This is a genomic window from Thalassovita sp. (assembly GCF_963691685.1).
In the GTDB taxonomy this organism is placed as follows: domain Bacteria; phylum Pseudomonadota; class Alphaproteobacteria; order Rhodobacterales; family Rhodobacteraceae; genus Thalassobius.
Window position 1 is genome coordinate 3,335,432 of record NZ_OY829290.1, and the last position, 21,910, is coordinate 3,357,341.

Annotated in this window: 20 protein-coding genes; 6 read left to right on the forward strand and 14 right to left on the reverse strand. The window is 60.1% G+C overall.

The genetic code is table 11. From position 1 onward, the window contains the following. Positions 1-60: 60 nt before the first annotated feature. The 3 genes from ACORLH_RS15985 to ACORLH_RS15995 all read right to left on the reverse strand — a co-directional run bounded on the left by ACORLH_RS15985 (position 61) and on the right by ACORLH_RS15995 (position 3,149). Positions 61-909, reverse strand: a complete 849-nt coding sequence (locus ACORLH_RS15985) for a carbohydrate ABC transporter permease (RefSeq protein ID WP_321829332.1) — start codon at positions 907-909, stop codon at positions 61-63. A gap of 2 nt (positions 910-911) precedes the next feature. Continuing rightward, positions 912-1,799, reverse strand: coding sequence for a sugar ABC transporter permease (locus tag ACORLH_RS15990; RefSeq protein WP_321829333.1), 888 nt, complete (start codon positions 1,797-1,799; stop codon positions 912-914). A 111-nt stretch (positions 1,800-1,910) separates the two neighbouring features. Next, a complete protein-coding gene (locus ACORLH_RS15995) occupies positions 1,911-3,149 on the reverse strand; it encodes an ABC transporter substrate-binding protein (protein ID WP_321829334.1) in 1,239 nt (412 codons plus the stop codon). A gap of 148 nt (positions 3,150-3,297) precedes the next feature. On the opposite strand from ACORLH_RS15995, the gene ACORLH_RS16000 reads away from it, so the two are divergent. Continuing rightward, positions 3,298-4,077, forward strand: a complete 780-nt coding sequence (locus ACORLH_RS16000; RefSeq protein ID WP_321829335.1) for an IclR family transcriptional regulator — start codon at positions 3,298-3,300, stop codon at positions 4,075-4,077. Between the two features lie 35 nt (positions 4,078-4,112). Continuing rightward, entirely contained in the window at positions 4,113-5,174 is a 1,062-nt protein-coding gene (locus tag ACORLH_RS16005) for a sn-glycerol-3-phosphate ABC transporter ATP-binding protein UgpC (protein ID WP_321829336.1), read from the forward strand. Between the two features lie 39 nt (positions 5,175-5,213). On the opposite strand, the gene ACORLH_RS16010 is transcribed toward ACORLH_RS16005, so the two are convergent. From ACORLH_RS16010 to iolD, 4 genes are all read right to left on the reverse strand, one after another. Beyond that, on the reverse strand, positions 5,214-6,830 hold the full coding sequence (locus ACORLH_RS16010) for a glutamate synthase-related protein (RefSeq protein ID WP_321829338.1): 1,617 nt from the start codon (positions 6,828-6,830) through the stop codon (positions 5,214-5,216). Positions 6,831-7,011: 181 nt separating this feature from the next. Further along, complete coding sequence (locus ACORLH_RS16015) at positions 7,012-7,842, reverse strand: class II fructose-bisphosphate aldolase (protein WP_321829339.1); 831 nt, start codon at positions 7,840-7,842, stop codon at positions 7,012-7,014. 96 nt (positions 7,843-7,938) lie between these two features. Then, positions 7,939-8,919, reverse strand: coding sequence for a 5-dehydro-2-deoxygluconokinase (iolC, locus tag ACORLH_RS16020; RefSeq protein WP_321829340.1), 981 nt, complete (start codon positions 8,917-8,919; stop codon positions 7,939-7,941). Next, the gene (iolD, locus tag ACORLH_RS16025; RefSeq protein WP_420719763.1) at positions 8,919-10,787 is read right to left on the reverse strand and encodes a 3D-(3,5/4)-trihydroxycyclohexane-1,2-dione acylhydrolase (decyclizing); all 1,869 of its coding nucleotides are present in this window, start codon (positions 10,785-10,787) and stop codon (positions 8,919-8,921) included. Before iolD ends, iolC begins: the two co-directional genes overlap by 1 nt. A 165-nt stretch (positions 10,788-10,952) precedes the next feature. On the opposite strand from iolD, the gene ACORLH_RS16030 reads away from it, so the two are divergent. Both ACORLH_RS16030 and ACORLH_RS16035 read left to right on the forward strand, forming a co-directional pair. Further along, positions 10,953-11,846 carry a TIM barrel protein gene (locus ACORLH_RS16030; RefSeq protein ID WP_321829341.1) on the forward strand — a complete coding sequence of 298 codons (894 nt, stop codon included), beginning with the start codon at positions 10,953-10,955 and terminating at the stop codon, positions 11,844-11,846. Between the two features lie 49 nt (positions 11,847-11,895). Continuing rightward, on the forward strand, positions 11,896-13,029 hold the full coding sequence (locus ACORLH_RS16035) for a Gfo/Idh/MocA family oxidoreductase (RefSeq protein WP_321829342.1): 1,134 nt from the start codon (positions 11,896-11,898) through the stop codon (positions 13,027-13,029). A gap of 50 nt (positions 13,030-13,079) precedes the next feature. On the opposite strand, the gene ACORLH_RS16040 is transcribed toward ACORLH_RS16035, so the two are convergent. Next, positions 13,080-13,502: a GFA family protein gene (locus ACORLH_RS16040; protein WP_321829343.1), complete on the reverse strand. Its 423-nt coding sequence runs from the start codon at positions 13,500-13,502 to the stop codon at positions 13,080-13,082. A 128-nt stretch (positions 13,503-13,630) separates the two neighbouring features. Here ACORLH_RS16040 and ACORLH_RS16045 point away from each other — a divergent pair, with 128 nt between their 5' ends. Next, entirely contained in the window at positions 13,631-14,149 is a 519-nt protein-coding gene (locus tag ACORLH_RS16045) for a hypothetical protein (protein WP_321829344.1), read from the forward strand. Positions 14,150-14,175: 26 nt separating this feature from the next. On the opposite strand, the gene ACORLH_RS16050 is transcribed toward ACORLH_RS16045, so the two are convergent. The 6 genes from ACORLH_RS16050 to ACORLH_RS16075 form a co-directional block, all read right to left on the reverse strand. Then, positions 14,176-15,174: a LacI family DNA-binding transcriptional regulator gene (locus ACORLH_RS16050; protein ID WP_321829345.1), complete on the reverse strand. Its 999-nt coding sequence runs from the start codon at positions 15,172-15,174 to the stop codon at positions 14,176-14,178. 153 nt (positions 15,175-15,327) lie between these two features. After that, the gene (gene iolB, locus ACORLH_RS16055) at positions 15,328-16,134 is read right to left on the reverse strand and encodes a 5-deoxy-glucuronate isomerase (protein WP_321829346.1); all 807 of its coding nucleotides are present in this window, start codon (positions 16,132-16,134) and stop codon (positions 15,328-15,330) included. Beyond that, on the reverse strand, positions 16,127-17,137 hold the full coding sequence (iolG, locus tag ACORLH_RS16060; protein WP_321829347.1) for an inositol 2-dehydrogenase: 1,011 nt from the start codon (positions 17,135-17,137) through the stop codon (positions 16,127-16,129). Before iolG ends, iolB begins: the two co-directional genes overlap by 8 nt. Positions 17,138-17,409: 272 nt before the next feature. Continuing rightward, positions 17,410-18,696, reverse strand: coding sequence for a methyl-accepting chemotaxis protein (locus tag ACORLH_RS16065; RefSeq protein ID WP_321829348.1), 1,287 nt, complete (start codon positions 18,694-18,696; stop codon positions 17,410-17,412). Continuing rightward, complete coding sequence (locus ACORLH_RS16070; RefSeq protein ID WP_321829349.1) at positions 18,696-18,980, reverse strand: hypothetical protein; 285 nt, start codon at positions 18,978-18,980, stop codon at positions 18,696-18,698. Before ACORLH_RS16070 ends, ACORLH_RS16065 begins: the two co-directional genes overlap by 1 nt. Before the next feature lie 165 nt (positions 18,981-19,145). Next, positions 19,146-19,916, reverse strand: a complete 771-nt coding sequence (locus ACORLH_RS16075) for a DeoR/GlpR family DNA-binding transcription regulator (protein WP_321829350.1) — start codon at positions 19,914-19,916, stop codon at positions 19,146-19,148. A gap of 266 nt (positions 19,917-20,182) precedes the next feature. Here ACORLH_RS16075 and glpD point away from each other — a divergent pair, with 266 nt between their 5' ends. Beyond that, positions 20,183-21,763: a glycerol-3-phosphate dehydrogenase gene (gene glpD, locus ACORLH_RS16080; protein WP_420719764.1), complete on the forward strand. Its 1,581-nt coding sequence runs from the start codon at positions 20,183-20,185 to the stop codon at positions 21,761-21,763. Positions 21,764-21,910 lie beyond the last annotated feature (147 nt).

The following is a 21,910-nucleotide window of genomic DNA, read 5'->3' on the forward strand; positions in this document are numbered from 1 at the left end:
CATTTGACGCCAGCACCAGGCTTTGCCCGGTGCTGTCAAACCGCCATGTGTGCAAATCGTTCACTTCACGGCCCCCAGGGTCAGACCAGCGATGAAGTGTTTCTGCATCAGGAAGAACATCAGCACCGGGGGCAATGCCGCCACGATGGAGCCTGCCGAAACCAGATGCCAGGCGGCGACCCACTGACCGTTCAATGAGTAGAGACCCGCGGTGATCGGCTGGGTATCCGCCCCTTGGGTCAACACCGTCGCCCAGAAGTAATCATTCCAAATAAAGGTAAAGATCAGCACCGACAGCGCCGCGATTGCGGGCCGCATCAGCGGGATGACCACAAACCAGAAGATGCGGATTTCCGAGACACCTTCGACCCGCGCGGCCTCAATCAGCTCAAAGGGCAACGCCTTGATGAAGTTGCGCATGAACAGCGTACAGAACCCGGTCTGGAACGCGATGTGAAACAGTGCGAGGCCCGAGATGGTGTTGTAAAGCCCCATGTTCAGCGTCAGGTCACGCACCGGCACCATCAGGATCTGGAAGGGCACGAAGTTGCCGGCGACAAACATGAAGAACAACAACAGGTTGGCTTTGAACTTGTAAACGCCAAGCGCAAAACCGGTCATGCAGCTGAGGGCCACGGCGCCGATCACGGTCGGGATCGTCACCTTGAAGCTGTTCATGATGTATTGGCCAATCGGCGTGTTCTCAAAGATCGCCGTGTAGTTGGCCATCAGGTTAAAGCTGGTGGGCCAGCCCCAGTAGTTGCCAGCGTTGATATCACCGGCGGAACGGACCGAGGTCATGGCGACCGCCAGCAGGGGCAGCAACCACAGGATCAGCGCGATGGGCAGGGCCACCTTGTAGATCCATTGCGACGCGGGCGAGGTTTTCTCAATCGGGGTCGGAAACATCCTTAGCGCCCTTTCTCATCACGGTACATTTTGAACAGGAAGGCCGAGATATAGACCATCATGATCAGGAAGAGGATCACAGCGATCGCCGCGCCGTAACCCATGCGGAAGCCATATTCACCAAAGGCCTGCTCATACATGTAAAAGGCCAGAACCCGGCTGGAGCCCCAGGGCCCACCATCGGTCATGATCGACACCAGGTCGAATGAGCGCAGCGCGCCGATCACGGTGACAACAACCGCGATAAAGGTCGCGGGCTTCAGCTGTGGCAACACCACATACCAGAGCATTTTCAATCCCTTGGCATTGTCGAGGCGTGCCGCTTCGATCTGTTCGGGATCCACGGCGTTCAGACCGGTGAGGTAGAGGATCATGCAATAGGCCGTCTGCGGCCAGAGGCCGGCGGCGATGATGCCATAGGTCACCCAGGTTTCATCCGCCAGCACCGGAATGGCCTCAAACCCAAGCGACATCAGCGCAATATTGAGGAGGCCAAAACTGGGGTCATAAAACCACGAGAAGACCAGACCAACCACAACCTGGCTGATCACGAAGGGGAAGAAGAAAAGCGATTTATAGATCCGGATGCCGCGCACCGTCTGATTGAGGAACAGCGCCACAAACAGACCGGCCGGGATCGCCAGCATATAAAGCACCAGCCAGATCACGTTGTTTTTCAGCGAGGTATAGAAGGCCTCATCGTCCATCAGCTCAACATAGTTGTCCATGCCGACCCAGGTGCGATCGCCCAGACCGTCCCATTCGTAAAAGCTGATGTTCATCGATTGAAAGATCGGGATGATCACATAGAGCGCAAACATCGCGATGCCGGGGGCCAGGAACAGCCAAGGCGCCAGACGTTGCTGGTTCTTTTTCCAATATGTGCCCATGATTGGCCTCTTTGCTGAAAGCTGCCCAGTTGGTTCGGGGCCTCTCATTAGGGGATGGGCAAAGGCCCCGGGGTCAGATCCCCCGGGGCGCAATGCAGTGATCCTAAGGGTTTATTTGTAAACCCGTCCGCGCACCTTCTCGAGGCGCTCAAGGATCTTGTCCATACGCTCAGGCTTCACCATGAATTCCTGGAAGCCTTCCATGCCAGCTTTGGCCATTTCCGCCGGGGCGTCACGGTCAAAGAACTGGGCGATACCGCCGGTGGTCGAGGACAGCATCTGGTAACCAGCCTGCAGGAACTTGTCGTCGCCAACCTTGGAGTCCTTGTTGATCGGCAGCTGACCCAGGGTGTCGTTGATCTGGGTCTGAACATCTGCACGGGCCAGATAGGCCAGGAACTTCTTGGCGTCTTCTTTGTTCTTGGCGTTGGCCGGGATGTGGATGGTATCGGTCGGCGCTTCTTCGGCCAGCGGGATATCCGGATTGATGACGGGGAACTGGAAGAAGCCCAGGGTGTCATCGGTCAGGCCCGCTTCTTTCAGCGGCGCAACGGCGAAGTTGCCCATCACATACATGGCCGCATCACCCTGCACCATCGGTGCCAGTGCTTCCTGCCAGCTGTAGGCGGCATGGTTTTCCAGGAAGAAGCCGGCGTCGATTAGCTCTTTCCAGTTGTTCATGGTGGCGACCACACGTTCGTCAGTCCAGGCGACCTCACCTTTGGTCAGCGCCATGTGGAAATCATAACCGTTGGTGCGCAGGTTCAGGTAGTCAAACACGCCGCCTGCGGTCCACAGATATTTGGTGCCGATGGTGATCGGGGTCACGCCATTGTCGGTGAGGGTCTTACCGGCTGCTTTGAACTCATCCCAGTTGGTGGGCACGGCGATGCCGAGGTTTTCAAAGATGTCTTTGCGGTAGTAAACGCCCCACTGGTAGTAGGTATAGGGCACACCCCAGATTTTGCCGTCGATGGTCATCGAGCCCTGCGCCGAGGCCAGAGATTCGGTCAGGCCGTTTTCTTCCCAGACATCATCTACCGGCTCAAACAGGCCAGCGTTGACGTAGGGCAGCATCCGGTTGCCTGCATACCAGTTGGCCAGATCCGGCGCGTCGGCAGTCAGGAAGTTACGGATCGAGGTTTTGTACCCTTCGTGATCGAACAGGTTCCAGGTGACTTTGACGTCGGGGTTTTCTGCCTCGAAGCCCGCGATCAGCGCCTCAAAGGCGGCCTTCGGCGCCGGGTCCGACGTATCGGTGTTGATGACCAATTCGCCAGCAAATGATGCACCTGCCAGCATGGTCGAGGCCAGAATACCCGCGACCAGTTTCTTGGGGTGATGGAACATGGCTTCCTCCCTGTTGCTCCAATTATGGAGTTGACACTTGTTCCAAATAGTGGAACTTAATCTCAACTATTGAAAATTCTGCCTAATGCAGCTAAACGAGTCAACAGCTTCGTTGCCTTTTGGGCTGCGTCGCTGGGAGGAGACCTTGATGAACAAGCCGGTTAAGGGCGACGGAACTGTCGGAAAAGCTTTGGAAATTTTGGATGCGGTGGCCCAGGTTGGCCGCCCTGTTCGGTTTTCTGAACTGCTGGAGGAAAGCCCCCACCCCAAGGCCACGCTCTACCGTTTTCTGCAGACCCTGACGAATCAAGGCATGCTGTCTTACGACGAAGACCGGCAGTGCTACTCGTTGGGGCTGCGCCTTGTGCGCTTGGCCCATTCCGCCTGGCAGCAATCCAGTCTGGCGCCTCTGGCGCAGCCTTTGCTGGATCAGCTGGCCGCAGAAGTGGGCGAAACGATACACCTGGCGCAGATGGAAAACGGGCAGGTTCTGTTTGTCGACAAACGCAAAACCACGGATCGGTTTGACACGCTTGCCCAGGCAGGTCGTGTTGCCCCGGCCCATTGCACCGGTGTTGGTAAGGCAATCCTTGCCTTCATGACGCCGGAACGGCTGGAACGCGCCCTGAAGCAGCAAAGCTTCATGCGCTACACCGCCACCACACACCCCGATGCCGAGACGATGATCGCCGAGTTCGATCAGATCCGCGCCGAAGGTGTGGCCTATGACCGCGAAGAACACGAAGAAGGCATCATCTCGATCGCCGCCCCGATCTTTACCGATGCGGGCAAAGTGATCGGCGCGGTCTCCATCGCCTCCTCCACCAACCGCAATTCCATCGAGACGCTCTCGGCCCACCGGGAACGTCTCATCGAAACCACCACCCAAATCGGCGCGGCCGCTTCGGCCTGGCAGTTCCCGTCCTAAGATCCGCCCGACCATTCGCTTGAAGGAATACTCACATGTCAGGTGTCACGCTCGACAAAGTCGTCAAGAAATACGGTGATGTGCAGGTCATCCACGGTGTGGATCTGGAAATCGAAGACGGCGAGTTCTGCGTCTTCGTCGGCCCGTCGGGCTGTGGCAAATCCACCCTTCTGCGCATGGTCGCAGGTCTGGAGGAAACCACCGATGGCGCCATCCAGATCGGCGCCCGCGACGTGACCCGCGCGGATCCGGCCGATCGCGGCGTGGCGATGGTGTTTCAGACCTACGCGCTCTACCCGCATATGACGGTGGAGGAGAACATGGGCTTTGGCCTGAAGATGAACAAGGTTCCTAAGGACCAGATCAAAGCCAAGGTGGATGAGGCGGCTGAAATCCTGCAGCTGGGCGAGTACCTGCAGCGTAAACCCAAGGCCCTGTCCGGCGGTCAGCGTCAGCGTGTGGCCATCGGCCGTGCCATTGTCCGCGGCCCCGAGGTGTTCCTGTTCGACGAACCGCTGTCCAACCTTGATGCTGAATTGCGCGTCGACATGCGGGTGGAAATCGCCCGCCTGCACAAGGAAATCGGCGCCACGATGATCTATGTGACCCACGATCAGGTTGAGGCGATGACGCTGGCCGACAAGATCGTGGTGCTGCGCGCCGGCCATATTGAACAGGTCGGCTCGCCAATGGAGCTGTACCAGAACCCGGACAACAAATTCGTCGCCGGTTTCATCGGCTCCCCCTCGATGAACTTCCTCGAAGGTGTGGTCGAGGCAGGCAAGGTCCGGGTGGCAGCCCTTGGCGATCAGCTGATCGAAACGGACGTTGCCCTGCCTGCGGATGGCGCCAAGATCACCGTTGGCCTGCGCCCGCAGCACCTGGCCGTTGCGGCTGGGGACAGCCCGCTGTCTGTTGATATCCGCGAACGTCTGGGCGGGGTGGCCTATGACTACCTGACCACCCCAACAGGTGAAGCACTGGTGGTGGAAACCCGCGGCGATGAAGACATCCCAACGGGCGCTTCAGTCACGCTGAGCATCGCCGAAGGCACGGCCATGTTCTTTGATCCCAAGACCGAACAGCGCCTGCGTTAATGCGTTAATGCGTTAAGACATTAAAACAACGGGTTGGCGCTAAACAGGGCCAACCCCGCCGTAGGCCGCACCGGTCAGCGCGGCCATATCGCGTTTCCATGTCGTCAGATCGTCCATGGAAAACTCAGACAGGTGATGATGGCCGCAGGCGCGCGCCATCACCTGCATCAACTGCACCGAAACCGCAAAGAAGTTGGCCAGCTGCTCGGCAGATTTCTCCACCTGCAGCCGCTGCACCAATCCCGGTTTCTGGGTCGCGATCCCCACCGGGCAATTGTTGGTGTGACAGGCGCGCATGGCGATGCAACCAATCGCCTGCATCGCTGCATTGGACAGGGCCACCGCATCCGCCCCCAGCGCCATCGCCTTGATAAAATCGGCTGGCGTGCGCAAGCCGCCGGTGATCACCAATGTCACATCCCGCCGCCCCAGATGATCCAGGTGCCGTCGCGCCCGCGCCAAGGCGGGGATGGTGGGCACTGAGATATTGTCGCGGAAAATCAGTGGCGCCGCCCCGGTGCCGCCACCGCGACCATCCAGGATGATGTAATCCACCCCCACCTCCAGCGCGGCATCAATGTCCTTTTCAATATGCTGCGCGGACAGTTTGTAGCCGATCGGAATACCGCCGGTCCGCTCACGCACTTCCCCCGCGAAATCGCGGATCTGCTGCAGGTTGGTCCAGTCAGGAAACCGCGGTGGCGAGATGGCGGCGGTGCCTTCGGGCAGTTCGCGCACCTCGGCAATTTTGCCTTTCACCTTGGCCCCCGGCAGGTGCCCGCCGGTGCCGGTTTTGGCCCCCTGCCCGCCTTTGAAATGGAACGCCTGCACCTTGGCCAGTTTATCCCAGGAAAACCCGAACCGGCCTGAGGCTAGTTCATAGAAATACCGGCTGTTCGCGGCCTGCTCTTCGGGCAGCATGCCCCCTTCACCGGAACAGATTCCGGTCCCGGCTTTTTCAGCCCCCACCGCCAGCGCCAGTTTCGCCGGCTCTGACAGGGCGCCGAAACTCATGTCTGACACAAAGAGCGGTATGTCCAACCGCAGCGGCTTTGCGGCGTTTGGCCCGATCACCACATCGGTGCCAACCGGGTCCTCCTCCAACAAGGGCAGCCGGTGCAGCTGCGCGGTCAACAATTGCAGATCATCCCACGTGGGAAGCGCGTCCCGCGGCACCCCCATGGAGGCGGTCTGCCCATGCGCCCCGGCCTTGGCCACACCCTGTTTGGCGTAGCGTCGGATCAGCTGATTGTGCGGTTCTTCCGCGGTGCCGTGCCCGGTATCGGCATAAAGGCCCAGATAGGCGTCGCGGTTAAACGGTTGTGGATTGGCCCGCGCCCAATCGGCGATTTCATCGGCATCCACCCGGACCACCCCGTCCTCCACCCAGGCTTTGAACTCTGGCAGCGCCTCGGCGTTGTTGTAACCAGAGACGCCGCCGACCAACCGGTAATCCCAGTAGTGCACGCCACAGAACAGGTTCTTGCCGCGCACAAACCCATCCGCCATCAGCGCGCCGCGATGCAGGCAGCGGCCGTAGAACACAGACACCCTGTCATCCCAGCGCACCACAACCAGATCCACCTCGCCCACAAGGGCATAGGCGGGTTTGCGATCTTCCAAGTCTTCATAGCGGGCAACATCAGCTGGCGTCATCGGGTCCTCCTTCGGTGGCTTCCACGGGCTGGCATGTCAATTGAACTGGCGCAGAACAGCAAAGGGGCAAGCCCGCGCGGCCTGCCCCTCATGTTTTGGTGCGTCTGTTTCGAACACTTTCCCGCGGTGGCGGGGCCACGTACTCAGTTAGAACGGATGCGGAGCAGGCGCCGGGCGCGGATCACCCCGCCTTGAAGGCCCGCAGCACCTGGCGTGCCGCTGCAACCACCGGCTCGTGGGTTTCTTTAAGGATGGTGACGCGGTCAAACCGTTCGGGATCGGCGTTCACCGCCGCACGCATCGCCTGACCAAAGGCCATGCGCAACTCGGTGCCGATGTTGAACTTGCAGATCTTCGACCCGCGCGCCAACGCCATGCGCTGCGCCACCGGTACGCCGGATCCACCGTGGATCACCAGCGGCACCTCGGTCAGTGCTTCGATGGCGCGGATGCGCGGCTCATCCAGCCCACCCTCTTTGTCCTGTTGCAGATGAACGTTCCCGACCGAGATGGCCATGGCGTCCACACCTGTCTCTGCCGCGAACTGTGCCGCCTCCGCCGGATCGGTCCCGGCGGAACCTTCACCGCCGGAGTAGCCGACGAAGCCGATCTCACCTTCGCAGGAAACCCCCGCCCCATGCGCCATCTCAACAATGGCGCGGGTCTCATCGATGTTCTGCTGTAGCGGTTTGCGCGAGCCATCAAACATCAAAGAGGTGAAGCCACTGTCCAGCGCCTCCCTGCATTCCTCAAACGTGTAGCCGTGATCCAGATGCGCCACCACCGGGACCGAGGCACCCTCGGCCAGTTGCCGGAACATCTTGCCCAGCACCGGCAGCGGCGTGTGGGCGCGGCAGCTGGGGCCGGCCTGCAGGATCACCGGCACGCCCTCTTCCTCGGCCGCGGCCACATAGGCGCGCATGTCTTCCCATCCCAGCGTGACAAGTCCCGCCACCGCATAGTTTCCCTTGAGCGCCGGTTGCAGCACATCCGCCAAAGTGACCAGAGGCATGTTTGATCCCACCTGTTGCGCAGCCCTATAGCCGCATTCAGTTGCGCCTAGCTATGTTAAGCCAAGCAAAATTAGCAATAGATTTTCTACGCCTATTTATTCCGTCGGTCCCGGATGTGAGGCAAGGAAAGCCTCCAACCCGGCGAGGTCAGGCATAGCGCCGGCGCAGCCGGGCCTGGAGACCACAATCGAGGCGCAGGCTGATCCGCGCAGCACCGCATCGCGCAAAGAATGCCCCTGTGCGATGGCCGACAGCAGGCCGGACAGGAAACTGTCGCCCGCGCCGTTTGGTTTCACCGCCTCCACCGGGTAGATGCCGGTGCGGATCTCCTCGCCGCCGTGCAAAGTGATCGCGCCCTCCGCGCCCATCTTGTAAATCACGATGCGGCCGTCGCGTTCCGCCAACCGCCGCGCCATGTCGAGGCCCTTGTCCATGCCGCCTGCCATGAAACCGAACTCTTCGTCATTGCCAACGATCATGTCGCTTTCTTCGCCGGCGCGGCTCAGCACCTCGGCGGCAACTTCGGGTGAGGGCCAGCTGTAGGGGCGGTAGTCGATGTCAAAGATCACCGGCAGCCCCGCCGCCCGTGCGTTTTCAAAAGCACGGAAGGTGGCAGAGCGCGAAGGCTCAGCCGCAAAGACCGTGCCCGCGGTGATCAGCGCCGACCAGTCGGCGTAATTCACCTGATCCATCTCCTCGGGCGTCACCTGAAAGTCGGCAGCGCCGTTGCGGTAGATCACATTCTGGAAATCCTCGATGCAGCTTTCGTAGACCGCGAGCGAGGTGCGGGCTTCGCCCCCGACGGCGCGGACATAGCTGGTGTCGACGCCGTAGTCCTTCAGCCGGTTCACACAGAACCGCCCCACCGCATCGTCTGAAACCGAGGTGACCAGCGTCGCGCAGCCACCGAATTTCACCAACCCAACACAGATGTTGGCGGAGGAGCCGCCGAGGTCGGCGGCGAACATATCGGCATCCTCACTTTTGACGCCGATGGGTGTTGCGAAGACATCCATACCCGCGCGCCCGAAAACGGCAAAGCGGTTGCCTTTGATGGCAGAGATCAGATCGACCATCACACGCCCTTCCGCTGACGGCTGCGGGAGCTTTCCCAATCCACATGTGCCTCGCGCACGCGATCCGACTTGGTGACATGCGGTGTGCCAACCTCCCACCAGGCGTGGCCTTCGGTGGTCCAGCCGTCATAGGGGTCGACGTCCATCACGATCACATAGGTCTTGTCACTGGCCTTGGCGCGTTTGAATGCCTCCCCCAGCTCCGCAGGGTTTGCCACTTTTTCAGATGTAGCGCCCATCGACGCGGCGTGGGCTGCAAAATCCACCGCAAAGGGCTGCGGAACCGTGGGGCAATCGGCCAGCAGGTTGTTGAAGCTTTCGTTGCCGGTGTTGTTCTGCAGTTTGTTGATGACGGCAAAACCACCGTTATCCAGCACCAAGACGATCATCTTCTTCTGGCTGAGCACCGAGGAATAGATGTCCGAGTTCAACAACAGATAGGATCCGTCACCGGTAAACACGATGGTGTCTTTGTCCGGCTCCCGCTGAGCCTGCGCAATCCGCGCACCCCAGCCGCCAGCAATCTCATACCCCATGCAGGAGAAGCCAAATTCCACATCCACGGTGCCCTGATCCAGCGTGCGCCAGTTGGCGGTGACCTCCGCCGGCAGACCACCCGCTGCGGCAACCACCCGGTCGCGCGGGTCACAAAGCGCGTTCACCACACCGATGGCCTGCGCGTAGGAATTCGGGCGATTGTCGCCATAGCTGACATTGTCAGCAACATAGTCCACCCATTTCGCCCGCTGCGCCTTGGCGTGATCGACCCATTCTTGCGGCGCGACATATCCGGCGCAGGCAGCATTCAGCGCGGGCAGCGCCAGTTTGGCATCGCCCACCACCGGCAAGGACCGGTGTTTGCCGGCATCATGACGGGCCGCGTTTACCGAAATGAATCGCGCGCTTTTGGCAAAAGCGGTCCAGGAGCCGGTGGTGAAATCCTGCAGACGGGTGCCAACGGCGACAATCACATCAGCCTCTTCAGCGATGGTGTTGGCCGAGTCCGACCCGGTGACACCGATAGGACCGATGTTGAGCACATGCGTGTCCAGCAGGTTGGCCCGACCGGCGATGGTTTCCACCACAGGGATTTGATGCGCCTCGGCAAAGGCCGTCAGCTCCGCCACCGCGCCGGAATATTGCACCCCGCCACCGGCGATGATCATCGGGCGTTTTGCCGATTTCAGCAGCGCTGCTGCATCGGCCAATTCGGCCACATCGGCGGATTGACGGCGCATGCGGTGCACCTTCTTTTCAAAGAAGACCTCAGGATAGTCATAGGTCCAGCCCTGCACATCCTGCGGCAGCCCCAGAAACGCCGGGCCACAATCGGCAGGATCCAGCATGGTGGCAATGGCATTGGGCAGCGACTGGATGATCTGCGCCGGGTGGGTGATCCGATCCCAGTAGCGCACCACCGGTTTGAAGGCGTCGTTGACCCCGTAGGTGGGATCGCCAAAGTGTTCCAGCTGCTGCAACACCGGATCCGGCAGGCGGGTGATGAAGGTATCGCCGCACAGCATCAGCATCGGCAGCCGGTTGGCATGTGCCAATGCAGCCGAGGTCACAAGGTTCGCCGTGCCCGGCCCTGCCGAGGCGGTGCAGAACATAAACCGCTGACGCAGCCATTGTTTGGCGTAAGCGGCGGCAGCAAAGCCCATGCTCTGCTCATTCTGACCGCGATAAAGCGGCAGCTCTTCCTGCACCTCATGCAGCGCCTCCCCCAGACAGGTCACATTGCCATGCCCAAAGATGCCAAAGCCACCGCCGCACAGACGCATTTCCTGCCCGTCGATCACGATATACTGGTTTTCCAGCCAGCGAATGATGGCCTGCGCCGTGGTCAGCTGAACCGTCTTGTCACTCACCGTTATGTCCTCCCGATGTCATCGCCGGAACTCCCATTTATCCGACCATGCCGATTGCCGCTTGCGCGTTTTCGAATCCCAAGCTACAGTTTTTTGCAACCGGTTGCAAAGTGATTTGTCGGCCGTCACAGAAACCCCTGAAAACCACTTACAGAGATCCTGACCATGAGTATCCGCATTGGCAACGCCCCCTGTTCCTGGGGTGTGGAATTCCCCAACGATCCGCGCAATCCCAGCTGGCAGTTGGTGCTGAAAGACTGCGCCGCCGCAGGCTATAAGGGCATCGAACTGGGCCCAGTTGGCTTCATGCCCGAAGACCCGGCCGTGCTGGGTGAGGCATTGGCCGAACATGATCTGGAGCTGATCGGCGGTGTGGTCTTCCGCGCCTATCACGATCCCGCCCAGTGGGAAGATGTGCTGGACGGCACCCACCGCACCTGCAAGGCGCTGGTGGCGCATGGAGCCAAACATCTGGTGCTGATTGACTCGATCTCAGAACGGCGCGCCCCCACCGCAGGCCGCGCGGCAGAGGCCGAGCAGATGGACAAGGCCGAATGGACCGCCTTCCGCGACCGTCTGGCCGAAAGCGCCCGCATCGGCACCGAGGAATATGGCCTGACCGTCGGCATCCACGCCCATGCGGCGGGTTTCATGGATTTTGAGCCCGAGCTGGAGCGTCTGCTGAATGAGGTGGATGAAAAGATCCTGAAGATCTGCTTTGACACCGGCCACCATTCCTACGCGGGGTTTGATCCGGTTGCCTTCATGAAGCGCTATATGGATCGCATCTCTTACATGCACTTCAAAGACATCGATCCTAAGGTAAAGGCCGAGGTGATCGCCAACCGCACCGGCTTCTATGATGCCTGTGGACAGGGGATTTTCTGTAACCTTGGCGATGGCGACGTCGACTTCCCCGCCGTGCGGCAGCTGTTGCTGGACAGCGGCTTTGAAGGCTGGTGCACCGTTGAACAGGACTGCGATCCGCTGTTGGATCCTGATCCTGTGGGCGATGCCAAGGTGAACCGTGAATATCTGGAAAGCATCGGCTTCACCTGAAGCCTTTGCACAAGATTTGAAAAGATCGACATCTGAGGGAGGACACCTCATGACCAAATTGAAATGGGGCATGATCGGCGGCGGCGAAGGCAGCCAGATCGGCCCGGCCCACCGTCTGGGCGCCTTGGCGGATGGCCGCTTTGAAATGGTGGCCGGCGCGCTGGATCACCGCCCCGAGGTGGGGCGCGACTATGGTCAGCGCCTGGGCATCGCCGCCGACCGCGCTTATGGCGACTGGCAGGAGATGCTGGCTGGTGAAAAAACACGCGAGGACCGGATTGATCTGGTCACCGTGGCCACACCCAATGCGACGCACTTTGAAATCACCAAGGCCTTCCTTGAGGCGGGCTTCAACGTGCTGTGTGAAAAGCCGATGACCATGACGGTTGAGGAAGGCGAAGAGATCGTGAAGGTTGCCGAAAAGACCGGCAAGATCTGCGCGGTAAACTACTGCTATTCCGCCTATCCGATGGTGCGTCAGGCCCGCGCGATGGTGCGCGCCGGTGAGATCGGCAAGGTGCGCCTTGTGGTGACAAACTTTGCCCATGGCCACCACGGCGATGCCACGGATGCGGACAATCCGCGGGTGCGTTGGCGCTATGATCCGGCGATGGCCGGTGTCTCGGGCCAGTTTGCCGATTGCGGCATCCACGCGCTGCATATGGCCAGCTTCATCTGTGATGATGAGGTCGAAAAGCTTTCGGCCGATTTTGCCTCCACCATCGCCTCGCGAGAGTTGGAAGATGACGCCATGCTGAACTTCCGCATGAGCGGCGGCACGGTTGGGCGGCTCTGGACCTCTTCGGTGGCGATAGGGCGGCAGCACGGGTTTGACATACAGGTCTTTGGCGAAACCGGCGGTCTACGCTGGGCCTCTGAACAGCCAAACCAGTTGATCTATACCCCGGTTGGCGGCCGCACGCAGGTGATCGAAAAAGGCGAAGGCGGCCTTTACGAAGACGCCCAGCGCCTCAGCCGCGTCGCCATCGCCCACCCCGAAGGTTTCCCGCTGGCGGTGGCCAACATCTACTGCGATCTGGCTGACGCCATCGCGGGTGAGGTGCGCGACGGGTTGCCCGGGGCCGCGGATGGTCTGCGGTCCATGGCGGCGGTGGAAACCGCGGTGGCCTCAGCCAAGGCTGACGGCACATGGATGGACGCCCGTCCCCCGATGTTCCGCTGATCGCCTACGAGACTGACGACATCAAAGGCCGGGGAACACACCGGCCTTTTTCAATCCGGCGTCCAGTCGGGCTGCGTGTCAAACCGGTCAACATCCGGCCCCAGTTGGTCCCAATGCGGCCGATCCCGTTCAAAGATCACCACCTGCACCGACAAATCCACAGCATTGTCAAAAGCGCCCAGCGGCAAGGTGATATGATCCGGCGCCCGCGTGTTGCATCCGAAAATCGGGCTGCCGCAGCGGGGGCAGAACCACTTCGTCACCGTCGCCCCCAACGCACCCTGATAGCTGTGTTCGGCAATCTCGCCTTCGATCTGAACAGCTGCGCGCGGAAACATCGCGCCAATGCTATGGCCGGTGCCGGACAGGCGGCGGCATTCGTCGCAATGGCATTGTGCCACAACAACGGGCGCGGCGGTCACGTTGAAATGCACCGCGCCACACAAGCATCTTCCGGTAAACTCAGGTTTCATGCGGGCACCTTAACGCGCAGCCCGGATCAGGCAAGATCAGGCAATGTTGATTTGCGCCCGGCGTGTCACCTTGACGGTGACCGGCCCAGTTGCAAGGTTTTCCAAATCGAGTTTACGAGACCGCCCATATGCCCCTGACGACAAACAAAGAAGCCGCGCGCAAGGACCTACTGCGACTGTTGGAAGGTTTGGAACATTACCGGAGTTGGGCCATAAGCGCGATAGAACAGGAACGCGGCAAAGTCACTCAAGAAGATCTCAACCAAATCGTGGTGCCTTCGTCATTCTTTCTCGAGGCTTTCGACAACGCCAAAGGCAAATCTGCAAATTTCATCTTAAACGAAGTTCGTCAGTGGTATTCCCACACCGCAAGCGACTTCAGACAGCTTTCTGCCAATCCCGCGTATGCCGTGGAAATTGAGCGATACCTCAAACGGTTCAAAGAAGACTTTGGCTATGACTTTTTTGCAGCGTCCAACTTTGCCGAAATGACCGCCAAAAAGGTGGTGGCCCGAGGAAAGATCACGACAGAACAGGAATACGAAGCCCTGGTCGAATTGGAGAAGGATCCATTGCAGTCTATTGTGTCGTCAGAAGACATGGCAAAGCTCGTTAAGCTTTTCCGTGATTTTGAGGAAAGCTCTTGACCGTGGCCTCAAATGCGTCGGGCAGTTCACACCCGCCGCAGCGTCCCGCGTTCTACGACCGAGCAGGGAAAAATCCGCGCTTCGGGGTAGCGGCTGGGATCGTCCAGCATGGCGCTCATCATCTCGATTGAAGCGCTGACGATTTCCTTGATCGGCTGGCGGATCGTGGTCAGGTCGATGTTTTCCCAGGCCGCCATTTCCATATCATTGAGGCCAATGATCCCGATCTCTTCGGGCACCTTCAAACCGGCATCGGCCACCGCGGACAGGGCCCCGATTGACAGCACATCGTCGCCGCAGAAATACGCATCGGCACGGGCGCCGCTGTCCAAAAGCCGCTGCATTTCTGCGCGCCCGGCCTCAAACGAATACGCCTCAGCATAGGAATGGCTGTGCGCCACATCCGGGTAGCTTTCCATCTGTTCCAGAAACCCGGTCAGACGGTCCTGGGTCGAGGTCGCAGTAACAGGACCGCCCAGAAACCCGACGCTGCCGTATCCGCGTTCGACCAGGGTGCGCGCCGCCATCCGGCCGCATTCCACGTTGTCGATGCCGACCACATGCACCTGCGTAGCTGCGGAGGAGCGGCCGAAGCTGTGCACCACCGGCACACCTGCATCGCGGAAGGCTTGGGCAAAACTGGGGGGCAGTGTGGAGGAGGCCACAACAACCCCGTCCACCGAATATTGCCGCAGCATCCGGACCGAGTTTTGCGGATCGGTCTCATCAGACAGGTTCACCAGCAGCGGCCGCAGGCCCTTGTCCTGCAGACCGCGGGTGAAGAGGTCAAAGATTTCCAGAAACAGCGGGTTGTGGAAGTTGTTGGAGACAAGACCAATCAGCTTGGTGCGCCCGGTGGTCAGGCTGGAGGCCAGCGCATTGGGGTGATAGCCCAGATCCGCCGCCGCCTTTTCGACCTTGCGCCGCATCTTGTCCGAGACCGAGGCACCATCGGTGAAAGTGCGCGACACGGCCGACCGGGACACCCCGGCGCGTTCGGCAACTTCCTTCAGTGTGACACCCATCGTGACCTCATCTTATCCGGGCCGCTGTATCCCCTGACAGTTTCAACCGTCCGCACCAGCGCCCGCCTATCCTTTCTCCGCGTTCAACCCCATTCAGATCCGTATTTCAAGGCGACCTGCCCTTTTGCACCGTTTTCACTGCTGAACTGCGGCTCAATTGTCCCGCTCATAGATCCAGTGATGTGCCGGGTCGTTTTCAAACCGCCATTTGCGCAGCGGCCCGGCCATCACGTTGAGGTAATACATCTCATAGCCATAGGGCGATCCGCAGGGATGGTGGCCTTTGGGCACCAGCACCACATCATGCGAGCTGACTGCCATGGTTTCATCCAGCGCGCCATCTTCGGTGTAAACCCGCTGAATGCCAAAGCCCTGATCAGGGTTCAGGCGGTGATAATAGGTTTCCTCAAGATAGGTCATCTCAGGGAAGTTATCTTCGTCATGGCGGTGCGGCGGGTAGCTGGACCAATGGCCTGCGGGGGTGAACACCTCGGTCACCAACAGGCTGCCGGCCACGTCCCGTCCTTCCATGGCGATGTTGTTGATATGGCGCAAGTTGGTGCCGGTGCCGCGCTCTTCCAAGGCGATCTCTGCCGGGCCGATCTGCTGCACCGGATAGTCCCCACGGGCGGGCGCCTTGCAGACGGCAAGGGTGCAATCTGTTTCAGCCACGGCGGACCAGTCACTGGCGCCGGGCACGTAGACACAATGCGGCGGCGTCTTTTCAAAGACGTTCATCCGATCGCCCATCACGCTAAAGTCCTGACCTGCGGCCTGGATCGCGGCCTTACCTTCGACCAGCACCAGGATGACCTCTTCGGATCCAGTGTGTTCTGACGCGCTGTCGCCGGGGTGCAACCGGTAGAGGGTGAAGCCGACATAGGACCAGCCGGCAGAGTCCGGGGAGATGTCATGTACCTTGCCGGTGTTCCCATTGGGTTTGCGCAGGAGATCAGCCATCGCCTAGCACCTCCGACACATGGACAACGCGGCCCTCAGCCACGGACAACAGCGCCGCATCTGCCAGCGCCAGGGCCATCAGCCCATCGTGCCCCGTGGTCGGCATCGCGCCGCCAGTGTTGAGTGCATCAACAAATTCGGCGATTTCATTGGCATAGGCTGCCGTGTAGCGGGTCATGAAGAAGTTCAGCAAAGGTGGGCGATGGGCGCCTTTTTCATCGGCAATCTCAATGCGCGCCTCACGCTGGTTTTCCGCCGTTACCGACCCTTCGGAGCCATGCACCTCAATGCGCTGGTCATAGCCATAGGTCGCCCGGCGGGAATTGGTGATGACACATTGCTGGCCTGAGGCGGTGGTCAGGATCACATTGGCGCTGTCATAATCCCCCAGTTTGCCAATTTCAGGATCGACCAGAACCGAGGCTGCCGCCTGCACCGTTGTCACCTCTTCGCCCAGCAGCCAACGCGCCATATCGAAATCATGGATGGTCATATCGCGGAAGATCCCGCCGGAGCGGGTGATGTATTCCGGCGGCGGCGCGCCGGGATCGCGGCTGGTGATGGTGACCATCTCAACCTTGCCGATGCGGCCCTGCTGAATGGCGGCATGGGCGGCGCGGAAATCGGGATCAAAGCGGCGGTTGAAGCCCACCATCAGCTTGCCGCCTTCAGCCTGCACAACCTCCAGACAGGATTTCACCCGTTCAAGGCTGAGATCGACCGGTTTTTCGCAGAACACAGCTTTGCCGGCCCGCACAAACTGTTCGATCAGATCGGCATGGGTGTCCGTTGGGGTGCCGATGATCACGGCATCCACCCCGGCATCGGCCGCGATGTCATCAATTGTTTTGACCTCACAGCCATGGGCAGCGGCAACTGCGGCAGCGGCGGCTGGCATTGCATCGGCTACAGCGACAAGATCAGCCCCCGGCACGGCAGCAATGGTCGACGCGTGGACCTGACCGATACGGCCCGCCCCCAAAACGGCAAATTTCACAGACATATTCATTCCTCTGGCCGCCTGTTCTGGCGGCCCCTTCCCTGTTCCAACCCAGTGGTCGCGGTCCGGGGACCCCGTTCCGCAGGTGCTGAGCATTTTCGTTAGGGTGCCGGTTTGGCCGGACAGCGTCAAGCAAAATTTGCAACCGGTTGCAAGATGATTGCAAAACGGGTGCAGCCCCCTCCCACACCGCAGCCCCCTGCCGAAAACACAAGAAAACGCCCCACTTACGTGAGGCGTTTCCTTGATACGGGGTCAGGGATTTGAGGGTTGGATCAGGCCGCCTTGGCGGTGAAATCCACCTCTTCCCCATCATCATCGTCCATGCTGAGGTCAAAGCTTGGCGCCTCTTCCCCGGCTGGAACGTCGCTTTCATCACGCAGGGTATCGATACGCGAGATGGCGATGTTCACCTGGGCCAGACCTTCGGACTGATCCGCAGCACCTGCGGCGATTTCGGTCAGAACTTCGTTCAGCTCAGCCACCGCGTCAGCGATACGGGTCAGGGCGCTGCCGGTTTCGCCAACCAGCTCCACACCGTGATCCACCTGCTCAGACGAGGTGATGACCAATTCACGAATTTCCTTGCTGGCATCGGCCGAGCGCTGCGCCAGTTTGCGCACCTCGGTGGCCACCACGGCAAAGCCGCGACCTGCTTCACCGGCACGGGCCGATTCAACAGCAGCGTTCAGCGCCAGAAGGTCGGTTTGACGGGCAATTTCATCAATCACACCAATGATGGTGGTGATTTTCTCAGAGCTGGACTTGATCGCATCCATGGCGTCATGGGCACGGGTCACAACACCGCTGGAACGTTCCGCCTCTTCACGGGTGCGGGACATCACATTCTGAGCGCTGCCCGCATGATCGGCTGCGGCATTTGCGGCCGAGGCAATTTGCTCAACAGCCGTTGCAGCACGCTGACCTTCGCGGCGGGTGCGATCGGCCACAGCCACAGCAGCTTCGCGGGCCTCTTCGGCGTCAACCTGCGCCTGCTCCGCCTGAGCAACGCTTTCGGCCAGATCTTCACGGGCCTGACGGATTTCCGCATCAGCGGCAGCAGAACGGATCATCGACCAGGCCAGAATGCCGGCTTCGAACAGAACAATAACGGCGTGCAGCACAACACGGCCCAGCGTTTCAACCAGAGACATCTCCGGGAACACCAGCGACGGCAGGAACAGGCCAAAGCTGAGGTGATGCACGGCGGTGACCGCAACACCCACGATCAGCGCGGGCAGTGAGCCCATGGTCGCAACAATCGCCAGTACGGCGAAGAAGAGCATATGCGTGTCGATTTGCCAGGCATGGCCCGAGAAGGCCGAGGTGAAGGCCACACATTGACCGACCAGCGCCACCGCAATCATCATGGGGCGCGTTTTGTCATCCAGCTTGGGGGCGATCAGCGCCAGACCCGCAAAGATCAGAGCCGCAGCCACCACCGTCAGCAGCGGACCACCCACCACAAACGCAGAAATTGGCCCAAGGGGCATCATCCCCAGGGCCACCAGACGGGCCGTGCCCGAGAAATCCTTCGATTTCTCCTGTTTGTTAACCGACATTATACCGTATCCTTCGTTACACAGAAAGAGCTAAGGGCGCTTGGGCTCAGCAGGAACCAGGCGCCACTCTCGCGGAAAGCTTCTTCACTTGCGCCCGTTGCAAGAACGGAAAGGGGGGCCTGTGTCGGCCCCACAATTGCGCCACCTGCAGACGCGACAACAGCCTCGGCCCCACCGGACCACGGCGGTGCCACCACCAGGACCGGTTCACCCGGGACCATTTCGGCAGCCATGGCGAATCCGGCAACCTCCAGACCCAGTACGGTCAGGACGCCACCAGCCATGAGACAATATGCAGGCAAAGCTTTCATGGCGGCTAATGTACCTGTTTCGCTGCGGAAATAGGCACCGCCCCTCCCAATGCGCGATTTTAGATAGCCATTGGTATGGTTCTTGCAAAACCGCCTTGTTTTATCGTCGCACCCCTTATTTTGTGGGTTTTCGTGCGATTACGTTGGGTTAGACACCACAACTTGCTGTGTATCCCAGTCAGAACACTGCTGTGACAGGGCCTGTGGCAACGCAACGTCAGTATAAAAGCGATCGATCTGACTGAGGGATGCGATGCGTGCTGGCGCCTGTCTTTGGAACTTGCTGTGATCGGCCACCAGCCAGGCAGAGCGCGCTGATTCGAGGATCGCGCGGCTGGTGCTGACCTCTTGCAGATCATAATCCAGTAGGTCCCCACTGGCATCCACCGCTGAACAGCCGATCACCGCCAGATCAAACTTGAACTGCCGAATGGTGGTCACCGCCAGATCCCCCAGCAGGCCGCCATCCACCCGGCGCAGGCTGCCGCCGGTCACCACGATATCGCAGCTTTCATTTGCAACGAGGATATTGGCGATGTTGATGTTGTTGGTCACCACCATCAGGTTGCGGTGGCTCAACAATTCCCGCGCCACAGCTTCGGTTGTGGTGCCAATGTTCAAAAACAGCGACGCGCCATCGGGAATATCGGCCGCACAGGCGCGGGCGATACGCGTTTTTGCCTCAGCACTCAGCGCGCGCCGGTCTTCATAGTGCAGGTTGGTAACGCCTGAGGGCAGAACCGCCCCGCCATGCACCCGTTCCAATTTGCCGCCATCCGCCAGTTCTGACAGGTCGCGGCGGATGGTCTGCACGGTGACGCCAAACCGGTCGGCCAGATTTTCCACCACCACACGCCCTTCGACCCGGGCAATTTCCAAGATATCTGACTGACGAAAAGAGAGTTTCATCCGGCCCCCAACTGTTTTGCCGACAGTGCGCGAAACTGCGCGCCGGTGCAAGCAGGCGAAAGGCAAAGAGAAAAAACGAACATTTCAGCGCAGTCGCGCCCCGTTGCACAGCACGCCCGCAACGCCCCGACACCTCTATAGGGCCGAATACAGAAGGATCTTCGCGGCACGCACATGCGAACACAAACGAACACAAACGAAAAATTACGTTGACTCCGCTGGGCAAAAGAGTATTCCCCATTTTCAGACAGTCAGGAGAAGCGCCCGTGTCCGTGCATGAAACCAAACCCGAGATCACCGACCTTTTCGTCATCGGAGGGGGCATCAACGGGTGCGGCATCGCCCGGGACGCAGCAGGCCGCGGGTTGAGCGTGAAACTGGCTGAAATGAACGATCTGGCCTCGGCCACTTCTTCGGCCTCGACCAAACTGTTTCATGGCGGGCTGCGCTATCTGGAATACTTTGAGGTTCGGCTGGTGCGCGAAGCGCTGATTGAGCGGGAGACCCTGCTGAAGGCCATGCCGCACATCTCCTGGCCGATGCGGTTTGTGCTGCCCTATCACCCTGATATGCGGTTTGAATCTGAAACGCCCACCTCCCGCCTGCTGAGCTTTGTGATGCCTTGGATGAAGGGGCGCCGCCCGGCCTGGCTGATCCGGCTGGGCCTGTTCATGTATGACAATCTGGGTGGCCGTGAAATCCTGCCCGGCACCCGTTCCGTTGACCTCAGCGATGGCCCGGAAGGGGCGCCGCTTCAGCAGCGCTTTGCCAAGGCGTTTGAATACTCGGACTGCTGGATCGAAGACAGCCGTTTGGTGGTGCTGAATGCCCGCGACGCAGAAGCGCGCGGCGCCAAGGTGATGACCCGCACCGAAGTGCTGAACGCCGAACGCAGCGGCGATCTGTGGCGCGTCACCACCCGCGATCGCGACAGCGGCGAAGAGATCACCCATCAGGCCCGGATGCTGGTCAATGCCGGCGGTCCCTGGGTCGGTGATATCATCCGGCAGAAAATCCGCAGCAACTCGACCGAAGGGGTCCGGCTGGTGCGCGGCAGCCATATCGTGACCAAGAAACTCTACGATCACGACAAATGCTACTTCTTCCAGGGCGAAGACGGCCGCATCATCTTTGCCATTCCCTATGAGAATGACTTCACCCTGATTGGCACCACCGATCAGGACCATGATGATCCGTCAAACCCGCCGGTCTGCACCGAAGCGGAACAGGATTACCTCTGCGCCTTTGCCAGCCGTTACTTCAAACAGCCGGTCAGCCGCGACGATGTGGTCTGGACCTATTCCGGCGTGCGCCCGCTTTATGATGACGGTGCCAGCTCGGCCACCGCAGCCACGCGGGACTACACGCTGACGGTGGATGCCACCGGCGGCGCCCCCTTGCTGAACGTCTTTGGCGGCAAGATCACCACCTATCGTAAACTGGCCGAAAGCGCGCTGGAAAAGATCAACAAACACCTGCCGACCCGTCAGGGCGACTGGACCGCAGGCGTGCCTTTGCCCGGTGGGAACTTTGAGGTGAAGAACCGCGATTTCCTGGTGGAGGATCTGCAGCGCAACTATCCGTTCCTGACCCAGAAATGGGCCCTGCGCCTGATCAAAGCCTATGGCACCGAAGCCGCACAGATCCTGAACGGCGCCGAAAGCGCTGCGGATCTGGGCCAGGATTTTGGCGCCACCCTGACCGAACGTGAGGTGCGCTGGCTGATGGATCGCGAATTTGCGGTGGAGGCCGCAGATGTGATCTGGCGCCGCTCCAAACTGGGGCTGCGGCTCAACAAGGATCAGGTGGCCACCCTGCAGGACTGGATGCAGGCCGCCCGCGCCTAACCGCCGCAGGAGATGTTGGGGCCGTATTGGGGCCGTCATGGCCCCGTATAAACACGGCTTGAAACGGATTAAGAATTACGGCCACTCTGGCCAGAACCCGTTGCGCCCCACAGGGTGGAGACCCCGAATGCCGGGGACCTTGGGCGC

Bases quoted from the DNA above. Each gene is read 5' to 3' on its own strand.
- ACORLH_RS15985 (WP_321829332.1), bottom strand. From the start codon at position 909: ATGTTTCCGACCCCGATTGAGAAAACCTCGCCCGCGTCGCAATGGATC.
- ACORLH_RS15990 (WP_321829333.1), bottom strand. From the start codon at position 1,799: ATGGGCACATATTGGAAAAAGAACCAGCAACGTCTGGCGCCTTGGCTG.
- ACORLH_RS15995 (WP_321829334.1), bottom strand. From the start codon at position 3,149: ATGTTCCATCACCCCAAGAAACTGGTCGCGGGTATTCTGGCCTCGACC.
- ACORLH_RS16000 (WP_321829335.1), top strand. From the start codon at position 3,298: ATGAACAAGCCGGTTAAGGGCGACGGAACTGTCGGAAAAGCTTTGGAA.
- ACORLH_RS16005 (WP_321829336.1), top strand. From the start codon at position 4,113: ATGTCAGGTGTCACGCTCGACAAAGTCGTCAAGAAATACGGTGATGTG.
- ACORLH_RS16010 (WP_321829338.1), bottom strand. From the start codon at position 6,830: ATGACGCCAGCTGATGTTGCCCGCTATGAAGACTTGGAAGATCGCAAA.
- ACORLH_RS16015 (WP_321829339.1), bottom strand. From the start codon at position 7,842: ATGCCTCTGGTCACTTTGGCGGATGTGCTGCAACCGGCGCTCAAGGGA.
- iolC (WP_321829340.1), bottom strand. From the start codon at position 8,919: ATGGTCGATCTGATCTCTGCCATCAAAGGCAACCGCTTTGCCGTTTTC.
- ACORLH_RS16030 (WP_321829341.1), top strand. From the start codon at position 10,953: ATGAGTATCCGCATTGGCAACGCCCCCTGTTCCTGGGGTGTGGAATTC.
- ACORLH_RS16035 (WP_321829342.1), top strand. From the start codon at position 11,896: ATGACCAAATTGAAATGGGGCATGATCGGCGGCGGCGAAGGCAGCCAG.
- ACORLH_RS16040 (WP_321829343.1), bottom strand. From the start codon at position 13,502: ATGAAACCTGAGTTTACCGGAAGATGCTTGTGTGGCGCGGTGCATTTC.
- ACORLH_RS16045 (WP_321829344.1), top strand. From the start codon at position 13,631: ATGCCCCTGACGACAAACAAAGAAGCCGCGCGCAAGGACCTACTGCGA.
- ACORLH_RS16050 (WP_321829345.1), bottom strand. From the start codon at position 15,174: ATGGGTGTCACACTGAAGGAAGTTGCCGAACGCGCCGGGGTGTCCCGG.
- iolB (WP_321829346.1), bottom strand. From the start codon at position 16,134: ATGGCTGATCTCCTGCGCAAACCCAATGGGAACACCGGCAAGGTACAT.
- iolG (WP_321829347.1), bottom strand. From the start codon at position 17,137: ATGTCTGTGAAATTTGCCGTTTTGGGGGCGGGCCGTATCGGTCAGGTC.
- ACORLH_RS16065 (WP_321829348.1), bottom strand. From the start codon at position 18,696: ATGTCGGTTAACAAACAGGAGAAATCGAAGGATTTCTCGGGCACGGCC.
- ACORLH_RS16070 (WP_321829349.1), bottom strand. From the start codon at position 18,980: ATGGCTGGTGGCGTCCTGACCGTACTGGGTCTGGAGGTTGCCGGATTC.
- ACORLH_RS16075 (WP_321829350.1), bottom strand. From the start codon at position 19,916: ATGAAACTCTCTTTTCGTCAGTCAGATATCTTGGAAATTGCCCGGGTC.